Below are 23,796 nucleotides of genomic sequence, written 5' to 3'. Positions count from 1 at the left end.
GCCACGATGAGCCTGATCAAGGAAATCGACTACGGCACGCCGATCCGCCTCTCCGAGAAGACGGTGACGCTGACCATCGACGGCCAGAGCGTCACGGTCCCGGCGGGCACCTCGGTGATGGCCGCCGCCATGAGCCTCGGCACCAAGATCCCGAAGCTCTGCGCCACCGACTCGCTCGAACCCTTCGGCTCCTGCCGGCTCTGCCTCGTCGAGATCGAAGGACGGCGCGGCACGCCGGCCTCCTGCACGACGCCGGCTGAAGAGGGCATGGTCGTCCGTACCCAGTCGGAGAATCTGTCGGGCCTGCGCAAGGGGGTGATGGAGCTCTACATCTCCGACCATCCGCTGGACTGCCTGACCTGCTCGGCCAATGGCGATTGCGAATTGCAGGACATGGCCGGCGCCGTGGGCCTGCGCGAGGTGCGCTACGGCTACGAGGGCGAGAACCATGTCTTCGCCAAGACCTCCGACGGCCTCGCCAACGAGAACTGGCTCGCGAAGGACACCTCGAATCCGTACTTCACCTACGACCCGTCGAAATGCATCGTCTGCAATCGCTGCGTGCGGGCTTGCGAGGAGGTGCAGGGCACCTTCGCCCTGACGATCACGGGGCGTGGCTTCGACTCGCGCGTCGCGGCAGGGCCGACCGATTTCCTGGGTTCGGAATGCGTCTCCTGCGGCGCCTGCGTGCAGGCCTGCCCGACGGCGACGCTGATGGAAAACAAGGTCATCGAGCACGGCCAGCCCGAGCATTCGGTCGTGACGACCTGCGCCTATTGCGGCGTCGGCTGCTCCTTCAAGGCCGAGATGCAGGGCGACCGCGTCATCCGCATGGTGCCCTACAAGGACGGCAAGGCGAACGAGGGCCATTCCTGCGTGAAGGGCCGCTTCGCCTGGGGCTATGCCACCCATACCGACCGCATCACCAAGCCGATGATCCGGGCGAAGATCACCGACCCGTGGCGCGAAGTCTCCTGGGAAGAGGCGATCAATTACGCGGCTTCCGAGTTCAAGCGCATCCAGGCGCAATATGGCCGTGAATCGGTCGGCGCCATCACCTCCTCGCGCTGCACCAACGAGGAGGTCTTCCTCGTCCAGAAGCTGGTGCGCGCCGCCTTCCGCAACAACAATGTCGATACCTGCGCCCGCGTCTGCCACTCGCCGACCGGCTATGGCCTCAGGACGACGCTCGGCACCTCGGCCGGCACGCAGGATTTCAAGTCGGTCGCCAAATCCGACGTCATCCTGGTCATCGGCGCCAATCCGACCGACGGACACCCGGTCTTTGCCTCGCGCATGAAGAAGCGCATCCGCCAGGGCGCCAAGCTGATCGTCGCCGATCCCCGCCGGATCGACATGGTGCAGTCGCCGCATGTGAAGGCGGACTACCACCTGCCGCTGCGTCCCGGCACCAATGTCGCGCTGCTCAATGCGCTGAGCCATGTCGTCGTCACCGAGGGGCTGATCGACGAGGCCTATGTGCGCGAGCGCTGCGATCTCGGCGATTTCGAGCATTGGGCCCGCTTCGTCGCCCGAGAGGAGAACTCGCCGGAAGCGAGCGAGACCTATACCGGCGTGCCGGCGGCGGATGTGCGCGCCGCGGCGCGGCTCTATGCCACCGGCGGCAATGGCGCGATCTATTACGGGCTCGGCGTCACCGAGCACAGCCAGGGCTCGACCACGGTGATGGCGATGGCGAACCTCGCCATGGCGACCGGCAATATCGGGCGCGACGGCGTCGGCATCAATCCGCTGCGCGGGCAGAACAATGTCCAGGGCTCCTGCGACATGGGCTCCTTCCCGCACGAATTCTCGGGCTATCGCCACGTCTCCGACGATTCGACGCGACAGGTCTTCGAGATGCTCTGGGGCGTGCCGCTCGATCCCGAGCAGGGCCTGCGTATCAACAACATGCTGGACGAGGCGGTCGAGGGCACCTTCAAGGGCCTCTACGTCCAGGGCGAGGACATCGCCCAGTCGGACCCGAACACCAAGCATGTCACGGCGGGCCTCGCCTCGATGGAATGCGTCGTCATCCAGGACATCTTCCTGAACGAGACGGCGAAATACGCCCATGTCTTCCTGCCCGGCGCCTCCTTCCTGGAGAAGGACGGCACCTTCACCAATGCCGAGCGCCGCATCAACCGCGTGCGGCAGGTGATGGCGCCGCTGGCCGGCAAGGACGAGTGGCAGGTGACGATCGATCTGGCCCGCGCGCTGGGCTACGAGATGGCCTATGGCCATCCCAGCGAGATCATGGACGAGATCGCGCGGCTCACCCCGAGCTTCGCCGGCGTCTCCTATGACAAGCTGGACAAGCTCGGCTCGGTGCAGTGGCCCTGCAACGACAAGGCGCCGACCGGCACGCCCTTGATGCATGTCGACCGCTTCGTGCGCGGCAAGGGCAAGTTCATGATCACCGAATATGTCCCCACCGACGAGCGGACGGGGCCGCGCTTCCCGCTGCTGCTCACGACGGGCCGCATCCTCTCGCAATACAATGTCGGCGCGCAGACCCGGCGCACCGAGAACGGCGCCTGGCATGACGAGGACGTGCTGGAAATCCACCCCTTCGACGCCGAAAGCCGCGGCATCCGCGACGGCGATCTCGTCGCGCTCGCCAGCCGCTCGGGCGACATCGCGCTCAGGGCGGTGATCTCCGAGCGGATGCAGCCGGGCGTGGTCTATACGACCTTCCACCACGCCAAGACCGGCGCCAACGTCATCACCACCGATTATTCGGACTGGGCGACGAACTGCCCGGAATACAAGGTCACCGCCGTCGACGTCCGGCGCACGAACGCTTATTCCGCCTGGCAGGAGAAGAATTTCGAAGAGGACGTGACCTTGCGCCGGATCGCGGAGCGCCTGCCCGATGCCGCGGAATAACCCGCACGCCCAGCCGCCGGCCTCGGCCGCCGTCACGGCTCGGCCGCTGCGCTTCGGCGCGGCGCAGGACGATGCGCGCGAGATCGAGGTTGCGGTCGAGACGCCCATCAACATCGTCTACGGCAACATGCCCTATGCGGTGATGATGGCGAGCCCGTCCGATCTCGAGGATTTCGTCACCGGCTTCAGCCTGACCGAGGGCATCGTGCGCGGCGCGGACGAGATCCGCAGCATCGCGGTCGAGCCGAAGGACGAAGGCGTGATCGTCGCCGTCGAGCTCGCGCCGGGCCGCTTCCGCGAGCATCTGGCGCGGCGGCGCAATCTCTCGGGCCGGACCTCCTGCGGGCTCTGCGGGGTCGAGACCATCGAAGAAATTCCGATGGCCGATGCCGCGACGCGGGCTTCACGCGCCGTATCTGCCGCGGCGATCGAGGCTGCGCTATCTGCGCTCGACAAGCACCAGCCGCTGAACCAACTCACCCGCGCCGTCCATGGCGCCGCCTGGTGCGACGCCTCCGGCGCGATCCTGGCGGTGCGCGAGGATGTCGGCCGCCACAACGCGCTCGACAAGCTGATCGGCGCGCGGCTGCGCGCCGGGGCGGATGCCAGCGAGGGCTTCCTGCTCGTCACCAGCCGCGCCTCCTTCGAGATGGTCGAGAAGGCCGCGATCTTCGGCGCGGGAACGCTGGTCGCGATCTCCGCGCCGACCTCGCTCGCGATCGAGCGTGCGCGTCATCTCGGCCTGACGCTCGCCGCGGTCGCACGGCGCGACGGCTGCATCGTCTTCACCGGTGCGCTCGCACCCGAAACCGAGACGATCGCCCGATGACGGAGGCCGGCCTGACCACCGATCACCACGCCGAAAACGTCGAGAAGCTCCGGCGCATGGCCGGGCAGATCGCCGATTTCTTCAAGGCCTATCCGGAGGCGGAGGCCGCCCGCTCCGTTGCCGACCATATCAACCAGTTCTGGACCGGACGCATGCGTGGGGATTTCCTCGCCGCTTTCGCCAACCGGCCGGAGGACCTCACGCCCCTGCTGCGGCATGCCATGCCGCTGATCAGGCCGGGGCGCGGAGGTTAGCAGCCAGACGCCGGCCCTGCCGGCGACAAGAGATGACAACGAGCTGGGACCCTACCCGGCCCGATCGGCGAAGCCATGGGGAAAGGAACTGGGGAATGAGTGTCGCACAGGATATCGGACAGGTCGGCGGCGGCATCGGCCTGCTCGACCGCGAACGGACCATCGCCAAGGCCGGCTTCAACCGCTGGCTCGTGCCACCGGCCGCGCTCTGCATCCATCTCTGCATCGGCATGGCCTATGGCTTCTCGGTGTTCTGGCTGCCGCTGAGCCAGGCGATCGGCATCACCAAGCCCGTCGCCTGCGCTGCGGATGTCGGCCTGATCGGCTCGCTGTTCACCACCGCCTGCGACTGGAAGGTCGCCGATCTCGGCTGGATGTATACGCTGTTCTTCGTCTTCCTCGGTTCCTCCGCCGCGATCTGGGGCGGCTGGTTGGAGCGCGTCGGCCCGCGCAAGGCGGCCTTCGTCTCGACCCTGTGCTGGTGCGGCGGCCTGCTGATCTCGGCGCTCGGCATCTACTGGCACCAGCTCTGGATGATGTGGCTGGGCTCCGGCGTGATCGGCGGCATCGGCCTCGGCCTCGGCTATATCTCCCCCGTCTCGACCCTGGTGAAATGGTTCCCGGACCGGCGCGGCATGGCGACCGGCATGGCGATCATGGGCTTCGGCGGCGGCGCCATGATCGGCTCGCCGCTGGCGGACATGCTGATGAACTATTTCAAGACCCCGGCCTCGGTCGGCGTCTGGCAGACCTTCGTCGCGATGGCCGCGATCTATTTCGTGTTCATGATGGCCGGCACCTTCGGCTATCGCGTGCCGCCGGCGAACTGGCGCCCCGACGGCTGGACCCCGCCGGCGACGCAGAACGCGATGATCACTTCGGGCCATGTCCATCTTCAGAACGCACACAAGACCAAGCAGTTCTGGCTGATCTGGGCCGTGCTCTGCCTCAACGTCTCTGCCGGCATCGGCGTGCTCGGCATGGCCTCGCCGATGCTGCAGGAGATCTTCGCGGGCAAGCTTATCGGCCAGCCGGAAATCGGCTTCGCCGCGCTCGACGCCGGGCAGAAGACGCAGATCGCCACGATCGCGGCGGCCTTCGTCGGCCTGCTCTCGCTGTTCAACATCGTCGGGCGCTTCTTCTGGGCCTCGCTCTCGGACAAGCTCGGCCGCAAGCTGACCTATGCCACCTTCTTCGGGCTCGGCATCCTGCTCTATGCGCTCTCGCCCTGGGCGGCGCATGCCGGATCGCTGGCGCTCTTCGTCGGCTTCTTCTGCATCATCCTGTCGATGTATGGTGGCGGCTTCGCGACGGTGCCGGCCTATCTCGCCGACATGTTCGGGACGCAGTTCGTCGGCGCCATCCATGGCCGCCTGCTGACGGCGTGGTCGACCGCCGGCATCATCGGCCCGGTCGTCGTAAACTACATCCGCGAGGCGCAGATCAATGCCGGCGTGCCGCGCGCGCAGGTCTATGACCGCACGATGTACATCCTCGCCGGCATGCTGGTGCTCGGCTTCCTCTGCAACCTGCTGGTCCGCCCGGTCGCGGCGAAGTGGTTCATGAAGGATGCCGAGGTCGCGGCATTGCAGAAGCGGTCGGCGAGCGTCGATGCGACGGCCCATTACGGCTCCTACGGCATCGGCAAGGGCGGATTCGACGGCACGGCGCTCCTCGCCTGGGCCGTGGTCGGCCTGCCGATCGCCTGGGGTGTCTGGATCACGCTGTCGAAGTCGCTGGCGCTGTTCCGCTAAGCGGCGCGCAAGAGCACCCACGAGGCCCGCGTCGGAAAGCCGGCGCGGGCCTTTCGCTGTCATGAGGTGCTGTTACGCTCCGCCCGGCCATCGCGCGGACGAACCACAAGCGCACTCGGCCGTTACTGCAGGACTGGCTGCGTTCAGGCGCCGCAAGCAACCCAAGCCAACAGGAGACAGCATCATGGCGATCAACAAGACCGGCGCGGCCCATTGGGAAGGCGGCATCAAGGACGGCAAGGGGACGATCTCGACCGAGACCAAGGCGCTCGACGCCTACCCTTACGGCTTCGCCAGCCGCTTCGAAGGCAAGTCCGGCAGCAACCCCGAGGAGTTGATCGGCGCGGCGCATGCGGCCTGCTTCACCATGGCGCTGTCGCTCATCCTGGGAGAAGCCAATCTCAAGGCCGATGCGCTCGACACCACGGCGCGCGTGACGCTCGACAAGCTCGACGACGGCTACGCCATCACCGCGATCCACCTGACGCTGAAGGGCAAGGTGCCCGGCACCGACCAGGCGACCTTCCAGTCCCTGGCCGACAAGGCCAAGGCCGGCTGCCCGGTCTCGAAGCTGTTCAAGGCGCCGATCACGCTCGAGGCGACATTGGTGGGTTGAGACGGGCGCGCCCTTTGTCATTCCGGGGCGCGCTGCAGGCGCGAACCCGGAATGACAAGCCTAGCGCAAGGAACAGCGGTCAGCGGCACCCGGCCCATCAGGCGAAGTGGCAGGACACCTCGACGCCACCCAGCTGGCGCAGCTCCGGCCGCTCGACGCGGCAGCGATCGGCCGCCTGGGCGCAGCGCGGGTTGAAGGTGCAGCCGGCCGGCGGATTGATCGGGCTCGGCACCTCTCCGGACATCGGCCGGCGCTCCCGGTTCGGCCGCTCGACATCGGGGATCGTGTCGAGCAGCAGGCGCGTATAGGGGTGCTGCGGCCGGGTGAAGACCTGCTCGGCCGGACCTGCCTCGACGAAGCGGCCGAGATACATGATCGCGAGATCGTCCGACATGTGGCGGACGACCGAGAGATTGTGGCTGATGAAGAGATAGGTCAGCCCGAATTCCTTCTGCAGCCTGACCATCAGGTTGAGGATCTGCGCCTGAACGGAGACGTCGAGCGCCGAGGTCGGCTCGTCGCAGACGAGGAAATCGGCCTCGGTCGCGAGCGCGCGCGCAATCGAGATGCGCTGGCGCTGGCCACCGGAAAAGGCATGCGGATAGCGGCTGGCATCGGTGCGCGACAGGCCCACCACTTCGAGCAGGTCTCCGACGCGCTGCTGGATCGCCGTCTCGTCGGCGCGCAGGTTCAGCTCGCGGATCGGCTCGGCGATGATATCGCCGACGCGCCAGCGCGGGTTGAGCGAGGCGTAAGGGTCCTGGAAGATCATCTGCACGCGCGGCGGACCGATGGTGCCGTCGGCACGGCGGATGTCGCGGAAACTGAGCTTGCCCTCGGTCGGCCGCTGGAGGCCGACGACCATGCGCGCCAGCGTCGACTTTCCGCAGCCGGATTCACCGACGATGCTGTAGGTCGTGCCGCGGCGGACGGTGAAGGAGACGCTCTCGACCGCGCGCAGGATGCGGCGCGGCTCTTTCGAAAACAGGCGCGACAGGGCTGGCGCCGAGACGTCGAAGCGGCAGCTGGCCGCCTCGACATCGAGAATGATGTCGCCGCCAGCGGTCCGGGCGGGCGCGAGCGTCGAAGCCTGCTCAAGCATGGACCGCCTCCTTCAGGGGGAAATGGCAGGCCGCGGCATGCCCGGTCGGGGGCAGGCCGGGCTTGTGCTCGCGGCAGAAATCCTCCGCCCGGCCGCAGCGCGGATTGAAGGCGCAGCCCGGCGGGATGGCGTTGAGGCGCGGCATGGCGCCGTCGATCTGGTTGAGATGCTCGTGGCGGACATGGACGCTCGGGATCGAGGCCATCAGGCCGGCCGTATAGGGATGGCTCGGTCGGCGCGTCACTTCCTGGACCGGGCCGATCTCGACGATGCGGCCGGCATACATCACCGCGACCCGGTCGGCCGTCTCGGCGATGACGCCCATATCGTGGGTGACCAGCATGATCGCCGTGCCGTGCTCGCGGCAAAGGCGCTTCAGCAAGGTGGTGATCTGGGCCTGGATCGAGACGTCGAGCGCCGTCGTCGGCTCGTCGGCGATGATCAGCGAAGGCTCGGCGCAGAGCGCGAGCGCGATGACGACACGCTGGCGCATGCCGCCCGAAAACTGGTGCGGGTAGGCGTCGATGCGCGACTCGGCGGCGGGGATGCCGACCTCCTTGAGCAGGTCGAGCGCACGCTTGCGGGCTTCCGCGCGGCTGACCGGCAGATGGGTCAGGATGGTCTCGACGAGCTGGTCGCCGACCTTGAGCAAAGGATGCAGCGAGGTCAGCGGGTCCTGGAAGATCGCGCCGATGCGGCGGCCGCGCAGCTTGCGCATCTGCTCGGCCGGCAGATTGTCGATGCGCTGGCCGGAAAGATGGATCTCGCCGCCGGCGATACGGCCCGGCGGATCGAGCAGGCCGATCACCGCGGTGCCGGTCAGGGACTTGCCCGCCCCGGATTCACCGACCACGCCCAAGATCTCGCCGGGCGCAATGTCGAAGGAGACGCCGTCGAGCGCCGTCAACGGGCCATGGCGGCCGTCGAAGACGATGCGCAGGTCGCGCACGGAGAGGAGAGGCGCGGCGGCGGGCGCGGTCATGCAGAGGCCTCGCTGCGTTCGATCGGGTAGCTCGACGAGAAGATCTCGCTCATCGGCGGGTGGCCGAGCGTGCGCTCGGGATAGCGCGCCATCACGCCTTCGAACTGCTTCTGGGCGCGGGCGTTGTCGGCGGCCTCGTCCTGGCCGGGGATCGCCCGGTTCTCCATGACGAAGCGGCCGTCGATCACCACGGTCGCGAAGTCGCGGCCATGGCCGGTCAGCATCATCGTCTGGATGGGGTCGATGACCTGCCCGCTATGCGGCCGGTCGAACTCGAAGACGGTGATATCGGCGCGCGAACCCGGCTGGAGGCGGCCGAGATCGGGCCGCTGCAAAGCGTTGGCGCCGCCGAGGGTCGCCGCGTCGTAATAATCCTCGGAGCGCACGGCGCCGACATTGCCGGCCATGGTGCGGGAGAGGATCATACCGGTCTGCATGTTCAGCACCATGTCCGGCGGGGCGGTGTCGGTGCCCATGGCGATGTTGAGGCCCATCGCGCGGTAGCTGCCGAAATGGTTGATGCTGTTGCCGTGCCGGCCCGAGACCAGCGGGCAATGCACGATGCTGGCGCCGGAATCGCGGATGATCTCGAGGTCGCGCCCGGGACGGTCGATCAGGCGGCTGCCGGAGACGACGGTGCCATGCGGCAGCAAGCAGCGCTCGTTGAGGAAGCCGAGGCTCTCCAGCCATTCCGGCGGGCTCATGCCGTGCTGGGCGAGGACGAGGTCGTACTCGATCTTCGACTGGCAGCAATGCAGCCGGACGGGGATGTCGAGCTCGCGCGAGGCGGCGGCCGTACGGCGCAGCAGCTCGGCCGTCGAGGTCTCGATGCGGTCCGGCGCGAACATCGCGCGGATCAGGCCGCCTGCCTGCCCCTCATGGCGCCTGGCGAAATCGATGGCCGCATCGAGCTCGGCGAGGCCACGCTCCTCCTCGTAATAGGTGACGACGCGCCCGTCGCTTTCGACGACCTGGTTACCGGTGCGATAGGCCGGGCCGAGATAGGCGCGCATGCCGAGATCGGCGGCGGCCACCGCGGCGTCCTCGAATTCCTGCACCGTCTCGCCCCAGGCGCGATAGAACAGCGAGGCGATCGGCAGCGCCGTGGTGATGCCATTGCGGATCAACTGGGAGAAGGCATAGCGCTTCTGGAAGGCCAGCTCCTCGCGGGTATACATCTCGTAGGGACCGGCATCGAGATAGCTGCGCGGCCAGACGCGGCCCTTCTTCCAGGCCGGCTGGTTGTCATAGCCGAGGATGGTGGTGTCGAGGTCGGAGAGCGCGTCGCAATCGACGAAGCCCGGCCCGATCAGGGCATGGCCGTAGTCGATCCGCCTGCTGACCTCGCCCGAGAAACCGTGGCCGACGAACACGACCTCGCCGTTCTCGAACACGACCTCGCCATTCTCATAGAGGCGATGGCGGCCGTCCTTATGGCCGACAACCCAGCGCGCGGTCATCAGGATGCGGCCTTCGGGACGCTTCTTGGCTTGCAGGCTCACAGGCTGGTCCTCATCAAAATGCCATTCCGGGCCATGGTCTCAGCGCAGCTTCGGGTTCAGCGCGTCGCGCAGCCAGTCGCCGAGCAGATTGACCGAGAGCACGATCAGGCCGAGCTGCAGCGAGGGGAAGACGACGAGCCACCACGAGCCGGAGAACAGGTACTGGTTGCCGATGCGGATCAGCGTTCCCAGCGAGGGCTGGGTGATCGGCATGCCGACTCCGAGGAAGGACAGCGTCGCCTCGGAGAGGATGGCGAGGCCGAGACTGAGCGTCGCCGAAACCAGCACCGGCGTCATCGTGTTGGGCAGGATGTGGCGGCCCATGATCCGGGTCGCCGGCACCTTGATGATGCGGGCGGCGAGCACGTATTCCTTGCGGCGCTCGACCATGGTCAGCGCGCGCACGGTGCGGGCATATTGCACCCAGCTCGTCAGCGCGATCGACAGCACCAGCACCACGGCGGAGAAGGGCTCGCGCAGGGCCGGCGGCAGCATCTCGCGGAAGATCGCCGAGACCAGGATCGCCATCAGCAGCGTCGGGATCGAGAGCACGGTGTCGCCCAGCCGCATCAGCAGGTTGTCGACGCGCCCGCCATAGAAGCCGGCGGTGAGGCCGATCGAGACGCCGATCAGCATCGAGACGACGACGGCGGAGAAACCGATGATCAGCGAGATGCGCGAGCCGTAGAGAATGGCCGAGAGCACGTCGCGGCCCTGCGGGTCCGTGCCGAGCAGGAAGGGCCACTCGCCATTCTCCTGCCAGATCGGCGGGATTTCGGCCTTGTCGATGAAGACCTGCGCGAGGTCGTAGGGGTTCTGCGGCGCGATCAGCGGCGCGAAGAGCGCGGTCAGGACAAGCAGCGCGAGCACCAGCGTCGAGAGCCAGGCGACCGGCGTGTGGCAGAAGCTCCAGCCGATGTCGCTGTCGAGGAAGCGGCGCAGGCGGCCGGGCGTTTTCACGGTGTCAGCGGGCATTTGCACCCCCCGTCAGCGCGTCCTCGCGCAGGCGCGGGTCGACCCAGGCATAGGTCAGGTCGACCAGCGTGTTCAGCGTGACGAAGATGAAGGAGACGACGATCAGATAGGCCGCCATCACCGGGATATCGACGAAGGTCACGGCCTGGACGAAGAGCATGCCCATGCCCGGCCACTGGAACACCGTCTCGGTGACGAGCGCGAAGGCGATGAGATTGCCGATCTGCAGGCCGGTGACAGTGATGACCGGCATCAGGCAGTTGCGCAGCGCGTGTCCGAAATGGACAGCGCGGGACGGCAGGCCGCGCGCCCTCGCGAAGCGGATGAAGTCGGTGCGCATGGTCTCCAGCATCTCGGCGCGCACAAGCCGCATCACCAGCGTGATCTGGAAGAGCGAGAGCGTGATGCCGGGCAGGATCAGCGCCTTGCGGCCAGAGGCGGTGAGCAGGCCGGTGCTCCACCAGCCGATCTGCACGACCTCGCCGCGCCCGAAGGCCGGCAGCCATTGCAGCGTCACCGAGAAGATCAGGATGAAGAGGATGCCGAGCGCGAAGCTCGGCAGGGAAACCCCGAGCACCGAGACGAATTGCAAGGTCTTGGCGATGAAACTGTCTCGTCGGATCGCGGTGTAGACACCGAGCGGGACACCGACGGCGAGCGACAGGAAGGTCGCGACCAGCACCAGCTCGAAGGTCGCCGGGAAGCGCTCCGAGATCAGCGTGAAGACGTCCTGCTGGTTGCGGTAGGAGATACCGAAATCGCCGCGCACCGCATTGCCGACGAAGGTCGCGTATTGCAGCACGAAGCCCTTGTCGAGGCCGAGGCGGACGCGCAGTTCATCGCGCTGCTGCTGGCTCGCCTGCTCGTTCAGCATCAGCTCGACGGGGTCGCCGACGAAGCGGAAGATTAGGAAGGCGAGAAAGGCCACCGCCAGCATGACGCCGGCAGAGTTGAGCAGTCGCTTGAAGAGAAAGGCCGGCATGGTCTTGCGACTCCCTGCACTAGGCGGATGCTTTTGTCATTCCGGGGCGCGCCGGAGGCGCGAACCCGGAACCCACGACCGGGTGAGCGGCGCCTCATGTCGTTTTGCGCGTAGAGCCCAGTCGTGGGTTCCGGGTTCTTCGCTACGCGAAGCCCCGGAATGACAATCCGTCACTTCATCATGGTCAGCCAGAGCCGCGGCTTGTTGTCCGAGGCCTGCACCGTCGAGACGACCGTGTTGCGCATCGCCCAGGCCATCGGCTGCTGGTGCAGCGGAATGAAGAGCTGCTCCTGCTTGGCGATCTTGAGCGCTTCCTTCATCATCTCGATGCGCTTGGGCGTATCGAGCTCGACGCCGGCCTTGTCGATCAGCGCGTCGATGCGCGGATCGCCCCAGTTGCCCCAGTTGAAGACGCCGCCCGTGCCGCTCTTGGAACGCAGCACCTGGACCAGCAGCGAGTAGGCGTCGATCATCGGCTCGTTGGCCCAACCGAAGGAGATGACGTCGAACTCGCCCTTGACGCGCTTCGGCGTCTGCTGGCTGCGCGGGGCCATGCTGAGGTTCGGCTTCAGGCCGGCGCGCGACCACATCGCCGCCACCGCCTGGCAGAACTCCTCCTCGTTGACGAGCGAGTCGCTCTGGCAGTTGATCTGGAACGAGAAGCCGTTGGGATAGCCGGCATCCGCCAGCAGCTTCTTGGCGCCGGGCAGGTCGAAGGGCAGGCGCTCGTCCTGGGACGGCTCATAGCCGGGGATCGCCGGGGCGACGAGCGCACCGGTATTGCGCGACAGGCCGCGCATCGCGCGCTTCTGCACGGCATCGATGTCGATCGCGCGATAGAGCGCCTCGCGGACACGGATGTCCTTGAAGGGGTTCTTGTCCTTGACGTCGCTCTCGATCAGCTTGTCGCCGAGATTGAGCGCGAAGAAGACCGAGCGCAATTCGTTGGTCTGCAGCACCTTGACGTCCGGCGAGGCGGAGAGGCGCGGCAGGTCCTGCAGCGGGGCGACATTGGTGAAGTCGATCTCGCCCGACAGCATGGCCGCGACGCGGGTCGAGGAGGAGGTGATCGGCGTGAATTCGATCACGTCGATATTGTGCTGCGGCTTGTCCCACCAGGCGGCGTTCTTGACGAAGACAGTCTTGGAATCGGCGCGCCGGCTCTCGACCTTGAACGGGCCGGTACCGTTGGCATTGTCGGTGGCATAGCCCTTCACGCCCTTGCCGGAATCGGTCGGGAGCAGCGAATTGTTCGCCTCCATCCACTCCTTGTCGAAGATGAAGATGTTGGTGAGGTCGTTCAGCAGCAGCGGATAAGGGCCGTTGACCTCAAGCTCGATCGTGTAGTCGTCGATCTTCTTCGAGCTCTTGTAGGCTGGCAGGTTGCCCTTGAGCGGCGAGGTCTCGTGGGTGACGCGGGCCAGCGAGGCGATGACGTCATCGGCGGTGAAGGGGTTGCCGTTGTGGAACTTGACGCCCTGGCGCAGCTTGAAGCGCCAGACGGTCGGCGACACCGTCTCCCAGGACTCGGCCAGGGCCGGCTCGATCTTGAGATCGCCGGTATAGCGCACCAGCCCTTCATAGACGTGGTTCAGCACGGACAGCGTGAAAGTCTCGCCGTAGGAATAGGGATCGAGCGAAGCGATCTCGCGCGACGCGCCCCATTTCAGCGTCTTGGCTTCCGCCGCACCGGTGAGCGCAAAGGCGGCGACGGCCGCCAGCAACCAGGCCTTCTTCATCGACTTCTCCCCTTTTGCATCGGCGCGCCCGCGGCTGCACCGAGTCTCGATCGCGTTCTGCCGTCCCGTTATGCACCTGGCGCTTTGCGCGCCATTTTCGTGTGCGATTATCAGGCATACTTGCATACGATGTTATGATCGTATTGTATGCGATTATTGAACACAAGCGGAAACTGGCGCGGAGCCCGCTATCGTGACATTGACACCCCCGGACAAGACCGTTCCTGCACGAGGGAAAGCCACGATGGCCGAGAAGCGAGCCCCGGTTCTGCGCGCCGAATCCGTCTATCGGGCACTGCGCCGGGCGATCATCGAGCAGGCGCTGAAGCCCGGCATGAAGCTGCCGGAGGATTCGATCGGCGAGCAGCTCGGCGTCAGCCGCACCCTGGTGCGCGAAGCCTTCGGGCGCCTCGCCGTCGAGGGCCTCGTCGAGCTCAAGCCCAATCGCGGCGCTTCGGTGGCCTATCCGACGCTGGAAGAGGCCCGCGACGTGTTCGAGGTCCGCCGCGGCCTCGAACGGCTCGTGGCCGAAAGCCTGGCCGGCCGCATCACCGCCGCCCAGATCGCGGAGCTGGAAGCCCATGTCCGCCAGGAGGAGAAGGCGCATGAGCAGGACGGCCCGGAATCGATCCGTCTCTCCGGCGAGTTCCACATCAAGCTCGCGAAGATGACCGGCAACGCGCTGCTGCTGCGCTATGTCCAGGAGGCGTCGTCGCGCTGTTCGCTGATCCTGGCGATCTACGGGCGCCCGCACTCGACCGAATGCGCCGTCTCCGAGCATCGCCAGCTGATCGACGCACTCCGCGCCGGCGATGCCGCCCGCGCCGCCGACCTGATGGACCATCACCTGCGGGCCGTGGTCACCCGCGCGCTGCTGACACCGCGCATCGAGCGTGACATTCGCGACGTGCTCGCGCCCTACGCTCTCAGCGAGGGCCTGAACCCGTCCTGAGGTGACAGAGCCTGGCGACATCCCGGCAGCCCGCCGCATCGCGCACAAGGATATGCATCAGACGCAGGCCAATTAGTCTTTGGTCTATTTGATCTGCGTCAAGAACATTGCGCCCCCTGCGCTCAAGCCATGGCGGGGGCGGGATCGATGCGCCATCCTGACACGAAGCGATCCCATCGGCCAATCAAGACCGAGCGATCAGGGCGGGCGACCCACTATTCCAGGGAGGATGGGGCCATGGACGGAATCATGCGCCGGCAGCGCAGCATTCGGCATCGCCATCCGCGAGGTGACGCATGACGGCCACCACCGATATCGTCGATTTCAAGATCGAGACGCCGGACGGCGCAACGTTGCACGCCTTCAAGGAAGGCCACGGCCAGCCGCTGCTGCTCGTCAGCGGGCTCAGCGGCAGCGCCGCCTTCTGGAGCGAGATCGCCGCGACGCTCTCGCGCTCCTTCCAGGTCATCCGCTTCGACCAGCGCGGCATCGGCGCCAGCACGCGCGGCGAGGCGCCCTGTACCATCGAGTTGCTGGCGCAGGACAGCCTCGCCGTCCTCGACGCGGCCGGCATCTCACGGGCCGTGGTGCTTGGCCACTCCACCGGCGGCTGCATCGCGCAGGCCATCGCCAAGCAGGCGCCCGGCCGGCTCGACGGCCTGATCCTGAGCGCGAGCTGGCTCAAGTCCGGCCGCTACCTGAACGCCGTCTTCGGCGCGCGGCGGGCCATCCTGGCCTGCGACCCCCATGCCTATGCCGCCACCTCCGTGCTGAGCGGCTATCAGCCGCGCTGGATCGAAGCGAACTGGCATGTCTACGACGCCGCGATCGAGGCAGCCCCCGTCAGCGAACATGCCCGGACGGTGACGCGCGAACGCCTCGACGCGCTGCTCGCCTTCGACGGCACCGCCGATATCGACTCGCTGATGATGCCGGTTCTCGTCCTCGGCACCCGCGACGACATGGTCGTGCCCGTCTACCATCAGGAAGAGCTCGCGGCCGCCCTGCCCGGCTGCCGCCGGGCGATCATGGAAACCGGCGGGCATCTCTTCCCGATTTCGCGGCCGGATGCCTTCACCGCGACCGTGGCGGAGTGGATCGGCGAGCTCTGAGCCCGGGCAGGCCAGTCCGGCCCGATGGGCCGAGCAGACAGGACGACGCGCGGCGAAATGGCTCATGCCGCCGCCGCGCGACTCGGGCGTAAACAAGAATGCCTCCAAGTCGAAAGACGTGATCATGCGAGCCATTCTCTCCGGCCTTGTTCTCCTGCTTCCGCTCCTTGCCCAGCCTGCCACGGCGCAGGACATCGCGGCCGGCGAGCGCTCCTTCGCCAAATGCCGGGCCTGCCATCAGGTCGGCGAGGGCGCGCGCAACCTTGTCGGCCCGGAGCTCAACGGATTGTTCGGCCGGCATTCCGGCGCCGTCGAAGGCTACAGCTACTCGGCAGCCAACAAGAATTCCGGCCTGACCTGGGACGAGGCGACCTTCGCCGACTACATCAAAGACCCGAAGGCCAAGATCCCCGGCACCAAGATGATCTTCGTCGGCATCAAGAGCGAGAAGGAGATCAAGGACCTGACCGCCTTCCTCAAGCAGTTCGACAAGGACGGCAAGAAGTCCTGAGGCCGCCTGCGGCATCGGCAAACTTGGTCATTGGCGGCCACCTGTCGTATCTCTCCGCGTCTGATCGACGAAGGAGAGCTTGATGGCCGCCCCCGCGACCCGGACGAAACCCCTTTCCGCCCTGCGGGACTTCCTGCACAGCGAGGCGGCGGGCGGCATCGTCCTGATGGTCGTCGCGGCGCTCGCCCTCGTTGTCGCCAACTCGCCGGCGGCGCCGCTCTATTTCAGCGTGCTGAAGAGCTACGTGCTCGGGCTGTCGGTCCTACACTGGATCAACGACGCGCTGATGGCGGTGTTCTTCCTGCTCGTCGGCCTCGAGATCAAGCGCGAGATGCTGGACGGCCAGCTGTCGAGCTGGAGCCGCCGCGTGCTGCCCGGCTTCGCCGCGCTCGGAGGCATGATCGCGCCCGCTCTGGTCTATGTCGGCTTCAATCTCGGCTCGCCCGAGACCTTGCGCGGCTGGGCGATCCCCGCCGCGACCGACATCGCCTTCGCGCTCGGCGTGCTCTCGCTCCTAGGCTCGCGCGTGCCGGCCTCGCTCAAGGTGTTCCTGACGGCGCTGGCGATCCTCGACGATCTCGGCGCGGTCATCATCATCGCGATCTTCTACACGGCCGATCTCTCCGGCCTGCATCTCGGGCTCGCGGCTGCCACGCTCGCCGCACTCGTCGCGCTGAACCGGCTCGGCGTGGTCAGGCTTCTCCCCTATCTCCTGCTCGGCGCGGCGCTCTGGTACTTCACCCTGAAATCCGGCGTGCATGCGACGCTGGCCGGCGTCGCGCTGGCGCTGACCATTCCGCTCACGCCCTCGCCCGCGAAGCCCGACAGCACCGTCTCGCCGCTGCACCGGCTGGAGCACGGCCTGCACCCCTATGTCGCCTTCCTGATCATCCCGATCTTCGGCTTCGCCAATGCCGGCGTCTCCTTCGCGGGTCTTGGACTGGCGACGCTCAGTCAGGCCGTGCCACTCGGCATCATGCTCGGGCTCTTCCTCGGCAAGCAGATCGGCGTCTTCGGCTTCGGCTGGCTGGCGATCCGCGCCGGGCTTGCCGATCTGCCGGCCCGTGCCTCCTGGGCGCAGTTCTACGGCATCGCCCTGCTCTGCGGCATCGGCTTCACGATGAGCCTGTTCATCGGGCTGCTCGCCTTCCCCGACTCCGCCGCCTTGCAGGACCAGACCAAGATCGGCGTGCTCGCGGGATCGCTGCTAGCGGGCGTCTGCGGCTGGCTGTTGCTGAGGCTCGCCAAGCCCGAAGGCATGCGCGACGCGAAAGACTGATGCGATTCTGCGGAACGCCTCTTCCATTTTTCCGGATCAATGCAATATTTATTCGCTCCGGCGAACATCTGTGATTCGAAACAGAACGAATGTGCGGCCGAGAAAGGACGTTCAGCGTCGATGAAGAAGGCCAAGCGGAAACCGGGAGAGAAGCGGTCGCAGATCGCCGCCATGCCGATCCGCCACGCCGCCGACGGCTCGACCGAGATTCTGCTCGTCACGTCGCGCACCACGCGCCGCTGGATCGTGCCCAAGGGCTGGCCGATGAAGGGGCTGAAGGACCGCGACGCCGCCGCGCGCGAGGCCTATGAGGAGGCCGGCGTCGTCGGCCGCGTCAGCGAGAAGCCGGCCGGGCGCTATACCTACTGGAAGCGGATGAGCGACCATTTCGCGCTCTGCGAGGTCAAGCTCTACCTGCTCCAGGTCGAGCGGCAGCTCGATAGCTGGGCCGAGCAGCACCAGCGCGACCTGCACTGGTTCAAGCTGGCCGACGCCGCCGACATCGTCGACGAGCCCGAGCTCAGCACCGCGATCCGCAAGCTCGACACGCGGGTCGCCGTCGCGGCCTGAGCGGGCGGCCACTTCCCGACAAGCGTCTTCGCCGCCCGCGCCATCGCGCGGGCGTTTGCATGTCGAGGGGCGAGCGGAGCGCCGCGAGGCGCGGGTGATCCAAGCCGCTTCCGTTGAGCCAGGATGCGGCGCGGATGGATTGAGCCACCATCCGCACGCCCCGTGGCGCTCCGCTTGCCGGCGATTTTAAAGCCACGGGCCGCGCTTATACGGTGCGGGGTCCTTCGGTACCGGCGCCTTGCGGATCAGCTCGGCTCTTCGCCTCGTCATCCGTTCGTCGCCGAGGCCTGGACGCCCCGAACCTTCCAGCGAGCTCCTCGCACAGGCGCCGTAGTACGCCCAGGGCGGTGCCCCGCAGCCTCCCGAGTCCGGGGTGCAAACCCGGCCGCAGGCGCCGCCCTCACCCCGCCATACGACATGCCTCCGGACGGCCGCCCCTCAGGGTGAGGTGGGCCGAGGATAGGGGCGGGTTGCACGGGCGGGGATAAATTTTCGGGATGCCGTGCCTTCTGTCATTCCGGGGCTCACGCAGCGAGAACCCGGAACCCACGATCAAGCACTACGCCGTCCCCATGGCCGACCTCTCACCCGGTCGTGGGTTCCGGGTTCGGCCTGCGGCCGCCGCGGAATGACAAAGGGCGCCGGCCGGCTCAGTCGATGATCTCCGCGCCCTCCGCCGCGAGCCGTGCGACATTCTCCTTCATCCGGCGCAGCACCTCGGGCGGATGGCCCTCCCAAGCCGTCACCTCGCCGACGACCCGCAGCGGCTGTTGCGAGCGGTAGGAGCGCGTCGGATTGCCGGGGAATTTCTTGTCGGTCAGGTTGGGATCGTCGACGATCGCGCCGGTCGGCTCGACGATGTAGATGCGCTGCCGCCCCTCGCCGCGGGCGAGTTCGGCGCCCCAGATCGCGGCATCGAGCGTGCCCGAGCAATAGACCCACGAGAGCGGCTTGCCCTCCCGGAAGTTGGATTCATGGCCGACAGCGATCAGGTCTCCGGGTTTCAGATCGGCGCGGGTGCCATGGTAGAGGCGCTCGGGCTGGGTGGTGTCGGTGGTCGGCATCGGCTTGCTCCCTTGCGGTGAATCGGGGGCAGCCTTCATGGACCAGGGACCCCGGCTTGCCGCAAGCCCCGGCTCGGGTTAGACAATGATCATGGCAGGGAACGGTACCCTGCATTCCCCCGACAATCCCGACATCCGCTCAGCCCTCACCGCGAGGATCCATTCGCTTGGGAATGGCATCTCGAAGGATGGGCGGGCTTCCGCGCTCGCTGGAGCATCCTTCGAGACGCTGCTTCGCAGCTCCTCAGGATGAGGGCTCACGGTGTCAGACCGCCCAGAACGCCCGCGCGCCCGGCGGCAGCTTGTGCAGCGCGCGCTCGAAGGCTTGCGCCTCGACATGCCGGCGCAGGGCGCGGGCGACATCGGCGATGCCGGTTTCGGGCAGGAGCGTATGGTCGTGGCGATGGCCGATCGCCTCCGGCGTCAATGCTGCGCGGTCGGCGAAGGGCTTTGTCGGCTGCGCTGTGTCCCAGCCCTGCAGAAACATGGCGCCGAGCAGCGGCGGCAGGGCGTTCGCGAAGGCCACGCCTTCCGCCGGCGTCAATCGCGCCCGGAAGGTGACGAGCACGGCCAGCACCGCCGCATAGCTCTGATGCGTGGTGCCGAGCCCAAGCTCATCGCGCGCATCGAGCAGGAAGCGCTCGAAATCGCGCGAGGCGTGGACGAAGGTGGAGGGGACGGTCATGCCTTATAAGGCGCAAATGGGCGTTTCAGCGCCTCCTCAAGCTTAGCCGTCATATCATCCAGTTCTCGCTCGCGACGATCACTGGAAAGCGGATCATTTTCTTTCGGTTCCGCTTTCTCGTTAGGAATATAGTGCGCCGGTGGCCAGCGCGCCTCAGCGGTCCAATAGCCGACGTTCTTCAAGTGCACGATCTTTGCGGCATCACGCATACGCCAGAGCATTGTGCTCAGGACCGTCTCCGGCTCCGCTCCTTCGATTATCAAGCCCCTTTCCCTAAGCATGTTCAACAGAACAGGGCGGAGAACGGGCGCTCCCGTTACAGCTATGATTTCCCGTGTGACGCGGGCAACATCTTCCTTGCTGGAGTTCTTGGTCGAACGCCCAGCCCCAACAGGCTTCGGCAGAACACGAGGCTCAACCCCTTTTCGAGGTCCCTGCGAACCTGTGCCAGTCGGCCACAAACTGATCTATGCGCGCAATTTCGCGCTTCCACTCCTCAACCTGAGCCAAGGCAGCATTCACCTTGGCAGCGAGGTCGTCCCGAGCTTTCTCGGCATTCTGAACAGCCGCATCCGTCATTCTTTGTTCCCCGCTTGTTCAATTCTGTTCATAGCAGAAAAAAAACCATCACGGAATGGCATTTCACGGCTTGAATGAATTCCGACAGCACGGTATGGAATGAGAGTTACCGGCTCGTGAAACGAGTCCGGCCCGAACATGGTCTCGAACACCATGCCGGGCCGGGTTTCGCGGGTTCCATCGAAACGATTAGGAGTCCTGATGGAAGGGCGTGGTCCGCCCGTATTCGCGTCGCGTTTATATAGGACTATGGCTCGCGGTGCAAGGCTCCGGAAAGGAGGAGTCCTGCATGGTGTTTGTTCGGTCGTATATCCGTATTCGCTTTGGCCGCATGGAGAATGTCTGCAGCCATTTTCGGACCTTCCCCCGCTAAAATAGGGGAATAGCCGCACTGCTTAGCCGCCGGGGAGAAATCTCCGGCGGTTTCTTTATCCATTCAACCTCGCCATTCTACACACATTTCGGATATCGTGCAGCGACATTAGGCTCGGCTGCAGACAGGGGTCTGCAGCACCGCTGACACGCCATTCTTGCGAGAGTCGGGGCGACAAGGAAGGGAAGAGGATCCGAATGGATCGATTCCTGTTCTCAATTTGTTCTCACTGAATGAAACTTTCCTAGGAATCTCGGCATAACGGCGCGATCAGTGTGAAGGTGGACGGATTTATCTCCGCCGCCGTCTCTCCGCCGCCCCCTTCGGCCGCGATTCCGGCACCGGTCCCATCTCGTCCAGGGTCGGCTTCCGCACCCGCGAGGTGCCCGTGAGCAGCGGGTTCGGCTTCTCGCCGGCTTTCGGCTTGCCCTCGCCGCCGCCGAGATTATGCGGACCCATATCCGCATCCGTGGGTTTCCGGGCGCGGGTCGGCGGCAGGTTGGCGCTGGAGCCGTAGCTGCGCTCGCCCTTGTACTTGCCGGCGGAGGCCTCGACATCGCCCTGGCGGGCGAGCGGATCGTCCGAGATCGCCAGCTCCGTCGCCTGCAGGCGCTTGATCTCGTCGCGCAGGCGGGCCGCCGTCTCGAATTCGAGATCGGCCGCGGCCTCGCGCATGCGCTTCTCGAGATCGGCGATCGCGGCCTTGAGGTTGTGGCCCGAGGCCGGCGCCACCAGCCCCTTGTCGACCGTGACATGGTCGCGCTCGTAGACCGAGCCGAGGATGTCGCCGATGGCGCGCTTGATCGTCTGCGGCGTGATGCCGTGCTCGGCATTGTAGGCGAGCTGCTTCTCGCGGCGGCGGTTGGTCTCGGCCAGCGCCCGCTCCATCGAGCCGGTGACGTGGTCGGCATAGAGGATGACCTTGCCGTCGACGTTTCGGGCGGCGCGGCCGATCGTCTGGATCAGCGAGGTCTCGGAGCGCAGGAAGCCCTCCTTGTCCGCGTCGAGAATGGCGACGAAGCCGCATTCGGGGATGTCGAGGCCCTCGCGCAGCAGGTTGATGCCGACCAGCACGTCGAAGGTGCCGAGACGGAGATCGCGCAGGATCTCGATGCGCTCGATGGTGTCGATGTCCGAGTGCATGTAGCGCACGCGCACGCCGTTCTCGTGCAGGTATTCGGTCAGGTCCTCAGCCATGCGCTTGGTCAGCACGGTGACGAGGGTGCGATAGCCCTTCTCGGTGACCTCCTTGACCTCGTCCAGCAGGTCCGCGACCTGGTGCTTGGCGGGCCGGATCTCGACCGGCGGGTCGATCAAACCTGTCGGGCGGATGACCTGCTCGGTGAAGACGCCGCCGGTCTGCTCCATCTCCCAGCCGCCGGGCGTGGCCGAGACATGCACCGACTGGGGCCGCATCGCGTCCCATTCCTCGAAGCGCAGCGGCCGGTTGTCCATGCAGGAAGGCAGGCGGAAGCCGTATTCGGCCAGCGTCGCCTTGCGGCGGAAGTCGCCCCGGTACATGCCGCCGATCTGCGGCACGCTGACATGGCTCTCGTCGGTGAAGACCAGGGCGTTATCGGGCAGGTACTCGAACAAAGTCGGCGGCGGCTCGCCCGGCTTGCGGCCGGTGAGATAGCGCGAATAGTTCTCGATGCCGTTGCAGGAGCCGGTGGCCTCGATCATCTCGATGTCGAAGGTGCAGCGCTGGTCGAGCCGCTGTGCCTCCAGGAAGCGGCCCATGCGGTTGAGTTCGTCGAGGCGGGCTTTCAGCTCCTCCTTGATCGACTTCACCGCCTGGTTCAGCGTCGGGCGCGGCGTGGTGTAGTGCGAATTGCCGTAGACCTTGATGAATTCGAGCTCGCCGGTCTTCTGGCCGGTCAGCGGGTCGAACTCGCTGATGCTCTCGACCTCGTCGCCGAACAGGCCGATGCGCCAGGCCCGGTCCTCATAGTGCGCCGGATAGAGCTCGATCACGTCCCCTCTCACGCGAAACGTGCCGCGGGCGAAGTCATGCTGGGTGCGCTTGTACTGGAGCGCGACGAGATCGGCGATGAGCTGGCGCTGCTCGATGCGCTCACCGAGCTTCACCGAGAAGGTCATCGCCGTATAGGTCTCGACCGAGCCGATACCGTAGATGCAGGAGACCGAGGCGACGATGATCACGTCGTCGCGCTCGAGCAGGGAGCGCGTCGCCGAATGGCGCATGCGGTCGATCTGCTCGTTGATCGAGGATTCCTTCTCGATATAGGTGTCCGAGCGCGGGACGTAGGCCTCCGGCTGGTAATAGTCGTAATAGGAGACGAAGTACTCGACCGCGTTGTCGGGGAAGAAGCTCTTGAACTCGCCATAGAGCTGCGCGGCCAGCGTCTTGTTCGGCGCGAGGATCAGCGCCGGGCGCTGCGTCTCCTCGATCACCTTGGCCATGGTGAAGGTCTTGCCCGAGCCGGTGACGCCGAGCAGCACCTGGTCGCGCTCCTGCCGGCGGATGCCGTCGACGAGATCGGCGATCGCGGTCGGCTGGTCGCCCGAGGGGGAGAACTCCGACTTCATCGTGAAGGCGATGCCGCCTTCCGATTTCTCGGGGCGCTCCGGCCGGTGCGGCGTCCAGGGCTTGCCGGGCTGGATGAAGGGGCTGCCGGTCTCCAGCAGGTGCTGAAGCGAGCTGGCCGTCGCGGCGGCCGCGCCTTCGGCGCCGATGAAGGCGGAATCGGCCTTCTTCGTCAGCTTGCGCTTGGGCCTCTCCTCGCCGCCCGGTCGTTCCGTGGCATAGCTCGGCTTCGCCTCGTAGCCGGCCTGCGGCCTGTCGCTGAAGCCGGACGCGCCGCCCGGCACCGCCGTGCCGCGGTTGATCGCGGGGTTCAAGAGATCGGCGAGATAGCCTTCGAGCGGCTTCAGCTCGGGCTTTGTCGCCTTGGAATTCGGCGTGCGGGCCGAAGAGGGCTTCTTCGCCGCCTTGGGCCTGGTCGCGGTGGTGTCGGAGCTTTTCGGCATGGCCGCAATATGGGGCGGAACGCGCTGCGATGCGAGAGGGCGCGGCGCTCTCCGGG

General features: G+C 66.4%; 20 protein-coding genes. 10 read left to right on the top strand and 10 right to left on the bottom strand.

Going from position 1 to position 23,796, the window contains the following annotated elements; genetic code table 11:
* Window positions 1-6 precede the first annotated feature (6 nt).
* The 5 genes from fdhF to ACFJGT_RS01500 all read left to right on the top strand — a co-directional run bounded on the left by fdhF (window position 7) and on the right by ACFJGT_RS01500 (window position 6,342).
* Window positions 7-2,889, top strand: coding sequence for a formate dehydrogenase subunit alpha (fdhF, locus tag ACFJGT_RS01520; RefSeq protein ID WP_377845154.1), 2,883 nt, complete (start codon window positions 7-9; stop codon window positions 2,887-2,889).
* Entirely contained in the window at window positions 2,876-3,718 is an 843-nt protein-coding gene (gene fdhD, locus ACFJGT_RS01515) for a formate dehydrogenase accessory sulfurtransferase FdhD (RefSeq protein WP_377845152.1), read from the top strand. Before fdhF ends, fdhD begins: the two co-directional genes overlap by 14 nt.
* The gene (locus tag ACFJGT_RS01510; protein WP_377845150.1) at window positions 3,715-3,972 is read left to right on the top strand and encodes a formate dehydrogenase subunit delta; all 258 of its coding nucleotides are present in this window, start codon (window positions 3,715-3,717) and stop codon (window positions 3,970-3,972) included. The genes fdhD and ACFJGT_RS01510 overlap by 4 nt, the downstream gene beginning before the upstream one ends.
* Window positions 3,973-4,067: 95 nt before the next feature.
* Window positions 4,068-5,726 carry an OFA family MFS transporter gene (locus ACFJGT_RS01505; RefSeq protein ID WP_377845147.1) on the top strand — a complete coding sequence of 553 codons (1,659 nt, stop codon included), beginning with the start codon at window positions 4,068-4,070 and terminating at the stop codon, window positions 5,724-5,726.
* A 184-nt stretch (window positions 5,727-5,910) separates the two neighbouring features.
* Entirely contained in the window at window positions 5,911-6,342 is a 432-nt protein-coding gene (locus tag ACFJGT_RS01500; RefSeq protein ID WP_377845145.1) for an OsmC family protein, read from the top strand.
* Window positions 6,343-6,439: 97 nt separating this feature from the next.
* Here ACFJGT_RS01500 and ACFJGT_RS01495 read toward each other — a convergent pair whose 3' ends face one another.
* From ACFJGT_RS01495 to ACFJGT_RS01470, 6 genes are all read right to left on the bottom strand, one after another.
* Window positions 6,440-7,444 (bottom strand): ABC transporter ATP-binding protein, encoded by a 1,005-nt coding sequence (locus ACFJGT_RS01495; protein WP_377845142.1) that lies wholly within the window; start codon window positions 7,442-7,444, stop codon window positions 6,440-6,442.
* The gene (locus ACFJGT_RS01490) at window positions 7,437-8,426 is read right to left on the bottom strand and encodes an ABC transporter ATP-binding protein (RefSeq protein WP_377845140.1); all 990 of its coding nucleotides are present in this window, start codon (window positions 8,424-8,426) and stop codon (window positions 7,437-7,439) included. Before ACFJGT_RS01490 ends, ACFJGT_RS01495 begins: the two co-directional genes overlap by 8 nt.
* A complete protein-coding gene (locus tag ACFJGT_RS01485; RefSeq protein WP_377848892.1) occupies window positions 8,423-9,886 on the bottom strand; it encodes an amidohydrolase family protein in 1,464 nt (487 codons plus the stop codon). Before ACFJGT_RS01485 ends, ACFJGT_RS01490 begins: the two co-directional genes overlap by 4 nt.
* Window positions 9,887-9,967: 81 nt before the next feature.
* On the bottom strand, window positions 9,968-10,903 hold the full coding sequence (locus ACFJGT_RS01480; RefSeq protein WP_377845138.1) for an ABC transporter permease: 936 nt from the start codon (window positions 10,901-10,903) through the stop codon (window positions 9,968-9,970).
* Window positions 10,893-11,885 carry an ABC transporter permease gene (locus ACFJGT_RS01475; protein WP_377845135.1) on the bottom strand — a complete coding sequence of 331 codons (993 nt, stop codon included), beginning with the start codon at window positions 11,883-11,885 and terminating at the stop codon, window positions 10,893-10,895. Before ACFJGT_RS01475 ends, ACFJGT_RS01480 begins: the two co-directional genes overlap by 11 nt.
* Window positions 11,886-12,055: 170 nt before the next feature.
* Entirely contained in the window at window positions 12,056-13,624 is a 1,569-nt protein-coding gene (locus ACFJGT_RS01470) for an ABC transporter substrate-binding protein (protein ID WP_377845132.1), read from the bottom strand.
* 244 nt (window positions 13,625-13,868) lie between these two features.
* On the opposite strand from ACFJGT_RS01470, the gene ACFJGT_RS01465 reads away from it, so the two are divergent.
* From ACFJGT_RS01465 to ACFJGT_RS01445, 5 genes are all read left to right on the top strand, one after another.
* Window positions 13,869-14,576: a GntR family transcriptional regulator gene (locus tag ACFJGT_RS01465; RefSeq protein WP_377845130.1), complete on the top strand. Its 708-nt coding sequence runs from the start codon at window positions 13,869-13,871 to the stop codon at window positions 14,574-14,576.
* A gap of 296 nt (window positions 14,577-14,872) precedes the next feature.
* Complete coding sequence (locus tag ACFJGT_RS01460) at window positions 14,873-15,688, top strand: alpha/beta fold hydrolase (RefSeq protein WP_377845127.1); 816 nt, start codon at window positions 14,873-14,875, stop codon at window positions 15,686-15,688.
* Between the two features lie 124 nt (window positions 15,689-15,812).
* Entirely contained in the window at window positions 15,813-16,199 is a 387-nt protein-coding gene (locus ACFJGT_RS01455) for a c-type cytochrome (protein WP_377848891.1), read from the top strand.
* Between the two features lie 82 nt (window positions 16,200-16,281).
* Window positions 16,282-17,478: a Na+/H+ antiporter NhaA gene (gene nhaA, locus ACFJGT_RS01450; RefSeq protein ID WP_377845125.1), complete on the top strand. Its 1,197-nt coding sequence runs from the start codon at window positions 16,282-16,284 to the stop codon at window positions 17,476-17,478.
* 120 nt (window positions 17,479-17,598) lie between these two features.
* Window positions 17,599-18,048 carry an NUDIX hydrolase gene (locus ACFJGT_RS01445; protein WP_248311527.1) on the top strand — a complete coding sequence of 150 codons (450 nt, stop codon included), beginning with the start codon at window positions 17,599-17,601 and terminating at the stop codon, window positions 18,046-18,048.
* A 650-nt stretch (window positions 18,049-18,698) separates the two neighbouring features.
* Here the strand turns inward: ACFJGT_RS01445 and arr are convergent.
* The 4 genes from arr to uvrB form a co-directional block, all read right to left on the bottom strand.
* Window positions 18,699-19,112, bottom strand: a complete 414-nt coding sequence (gene arr, locus ACFJGT_RS01440; RefSeq protein WP_377845122.1) for an NAD(+)--rifampin ADP-ribosyltransferase — start codon at window positions 19,110-19,112, stop codon at window positions 18,699-18,701.
* A gap of 265 nt (window positions 19,113-19,377) precedes the next feature.
* Window positions 19,378-19,797: a DUF2267 domain-containing protein gene (locus ACFJGT_RS01435; RefSeq protein WP_377845120.1), complete on the bottom strand. Its 420-nt coding sequence runs from the start codon at window positions 19,795-19,797 to the stop codon at window positions 19,378-19,380.
* A complete protein-coding gene (locus ACFJGT_RS01430; RefSeq protein ID WP_377845118.1) occupies window positions 19,794-20,018 on the bottom strand; it encodes a hypothetical protein in 225 nt (74 codons plus the stop codon). Before ACFJGT_RS01430 ends, ACFJGT_RS01435 begins: the two co-directional genes overlap by 4 nt.
* A gap of 1,022 nt (window positions 20,019-21,040) precedes the next feature.
* On the bottom strand, window positions 21,041-23,740 hold the full coding sequence (uvrB, locus tag ACFJGT_RS01425) for an excinuclease ABC subunit UvrB (protein ID WP_377845116.1): 2,700 nt from the start codon (window positions 23,738-23,740) through the stop codon (window positions 21,041-21,043).
* Window positions 23,741-23,796 lie beyond the last annotated feature (56 nt).

This window comes from Allobosea sp. UC22_33 (assembly GCF_042700715.1).
Taxonomy (GTDB): domain Bacteria; phylum Pseudomonadota; class Alphaproteobacteria; order Rhizobiales; family Beijerinckiaceae; genus Allobosea.
Note: the sequence above shows the minus strand (reverse complement) of the source record. Positions and strands in the feature narration are given on the sequence as shown.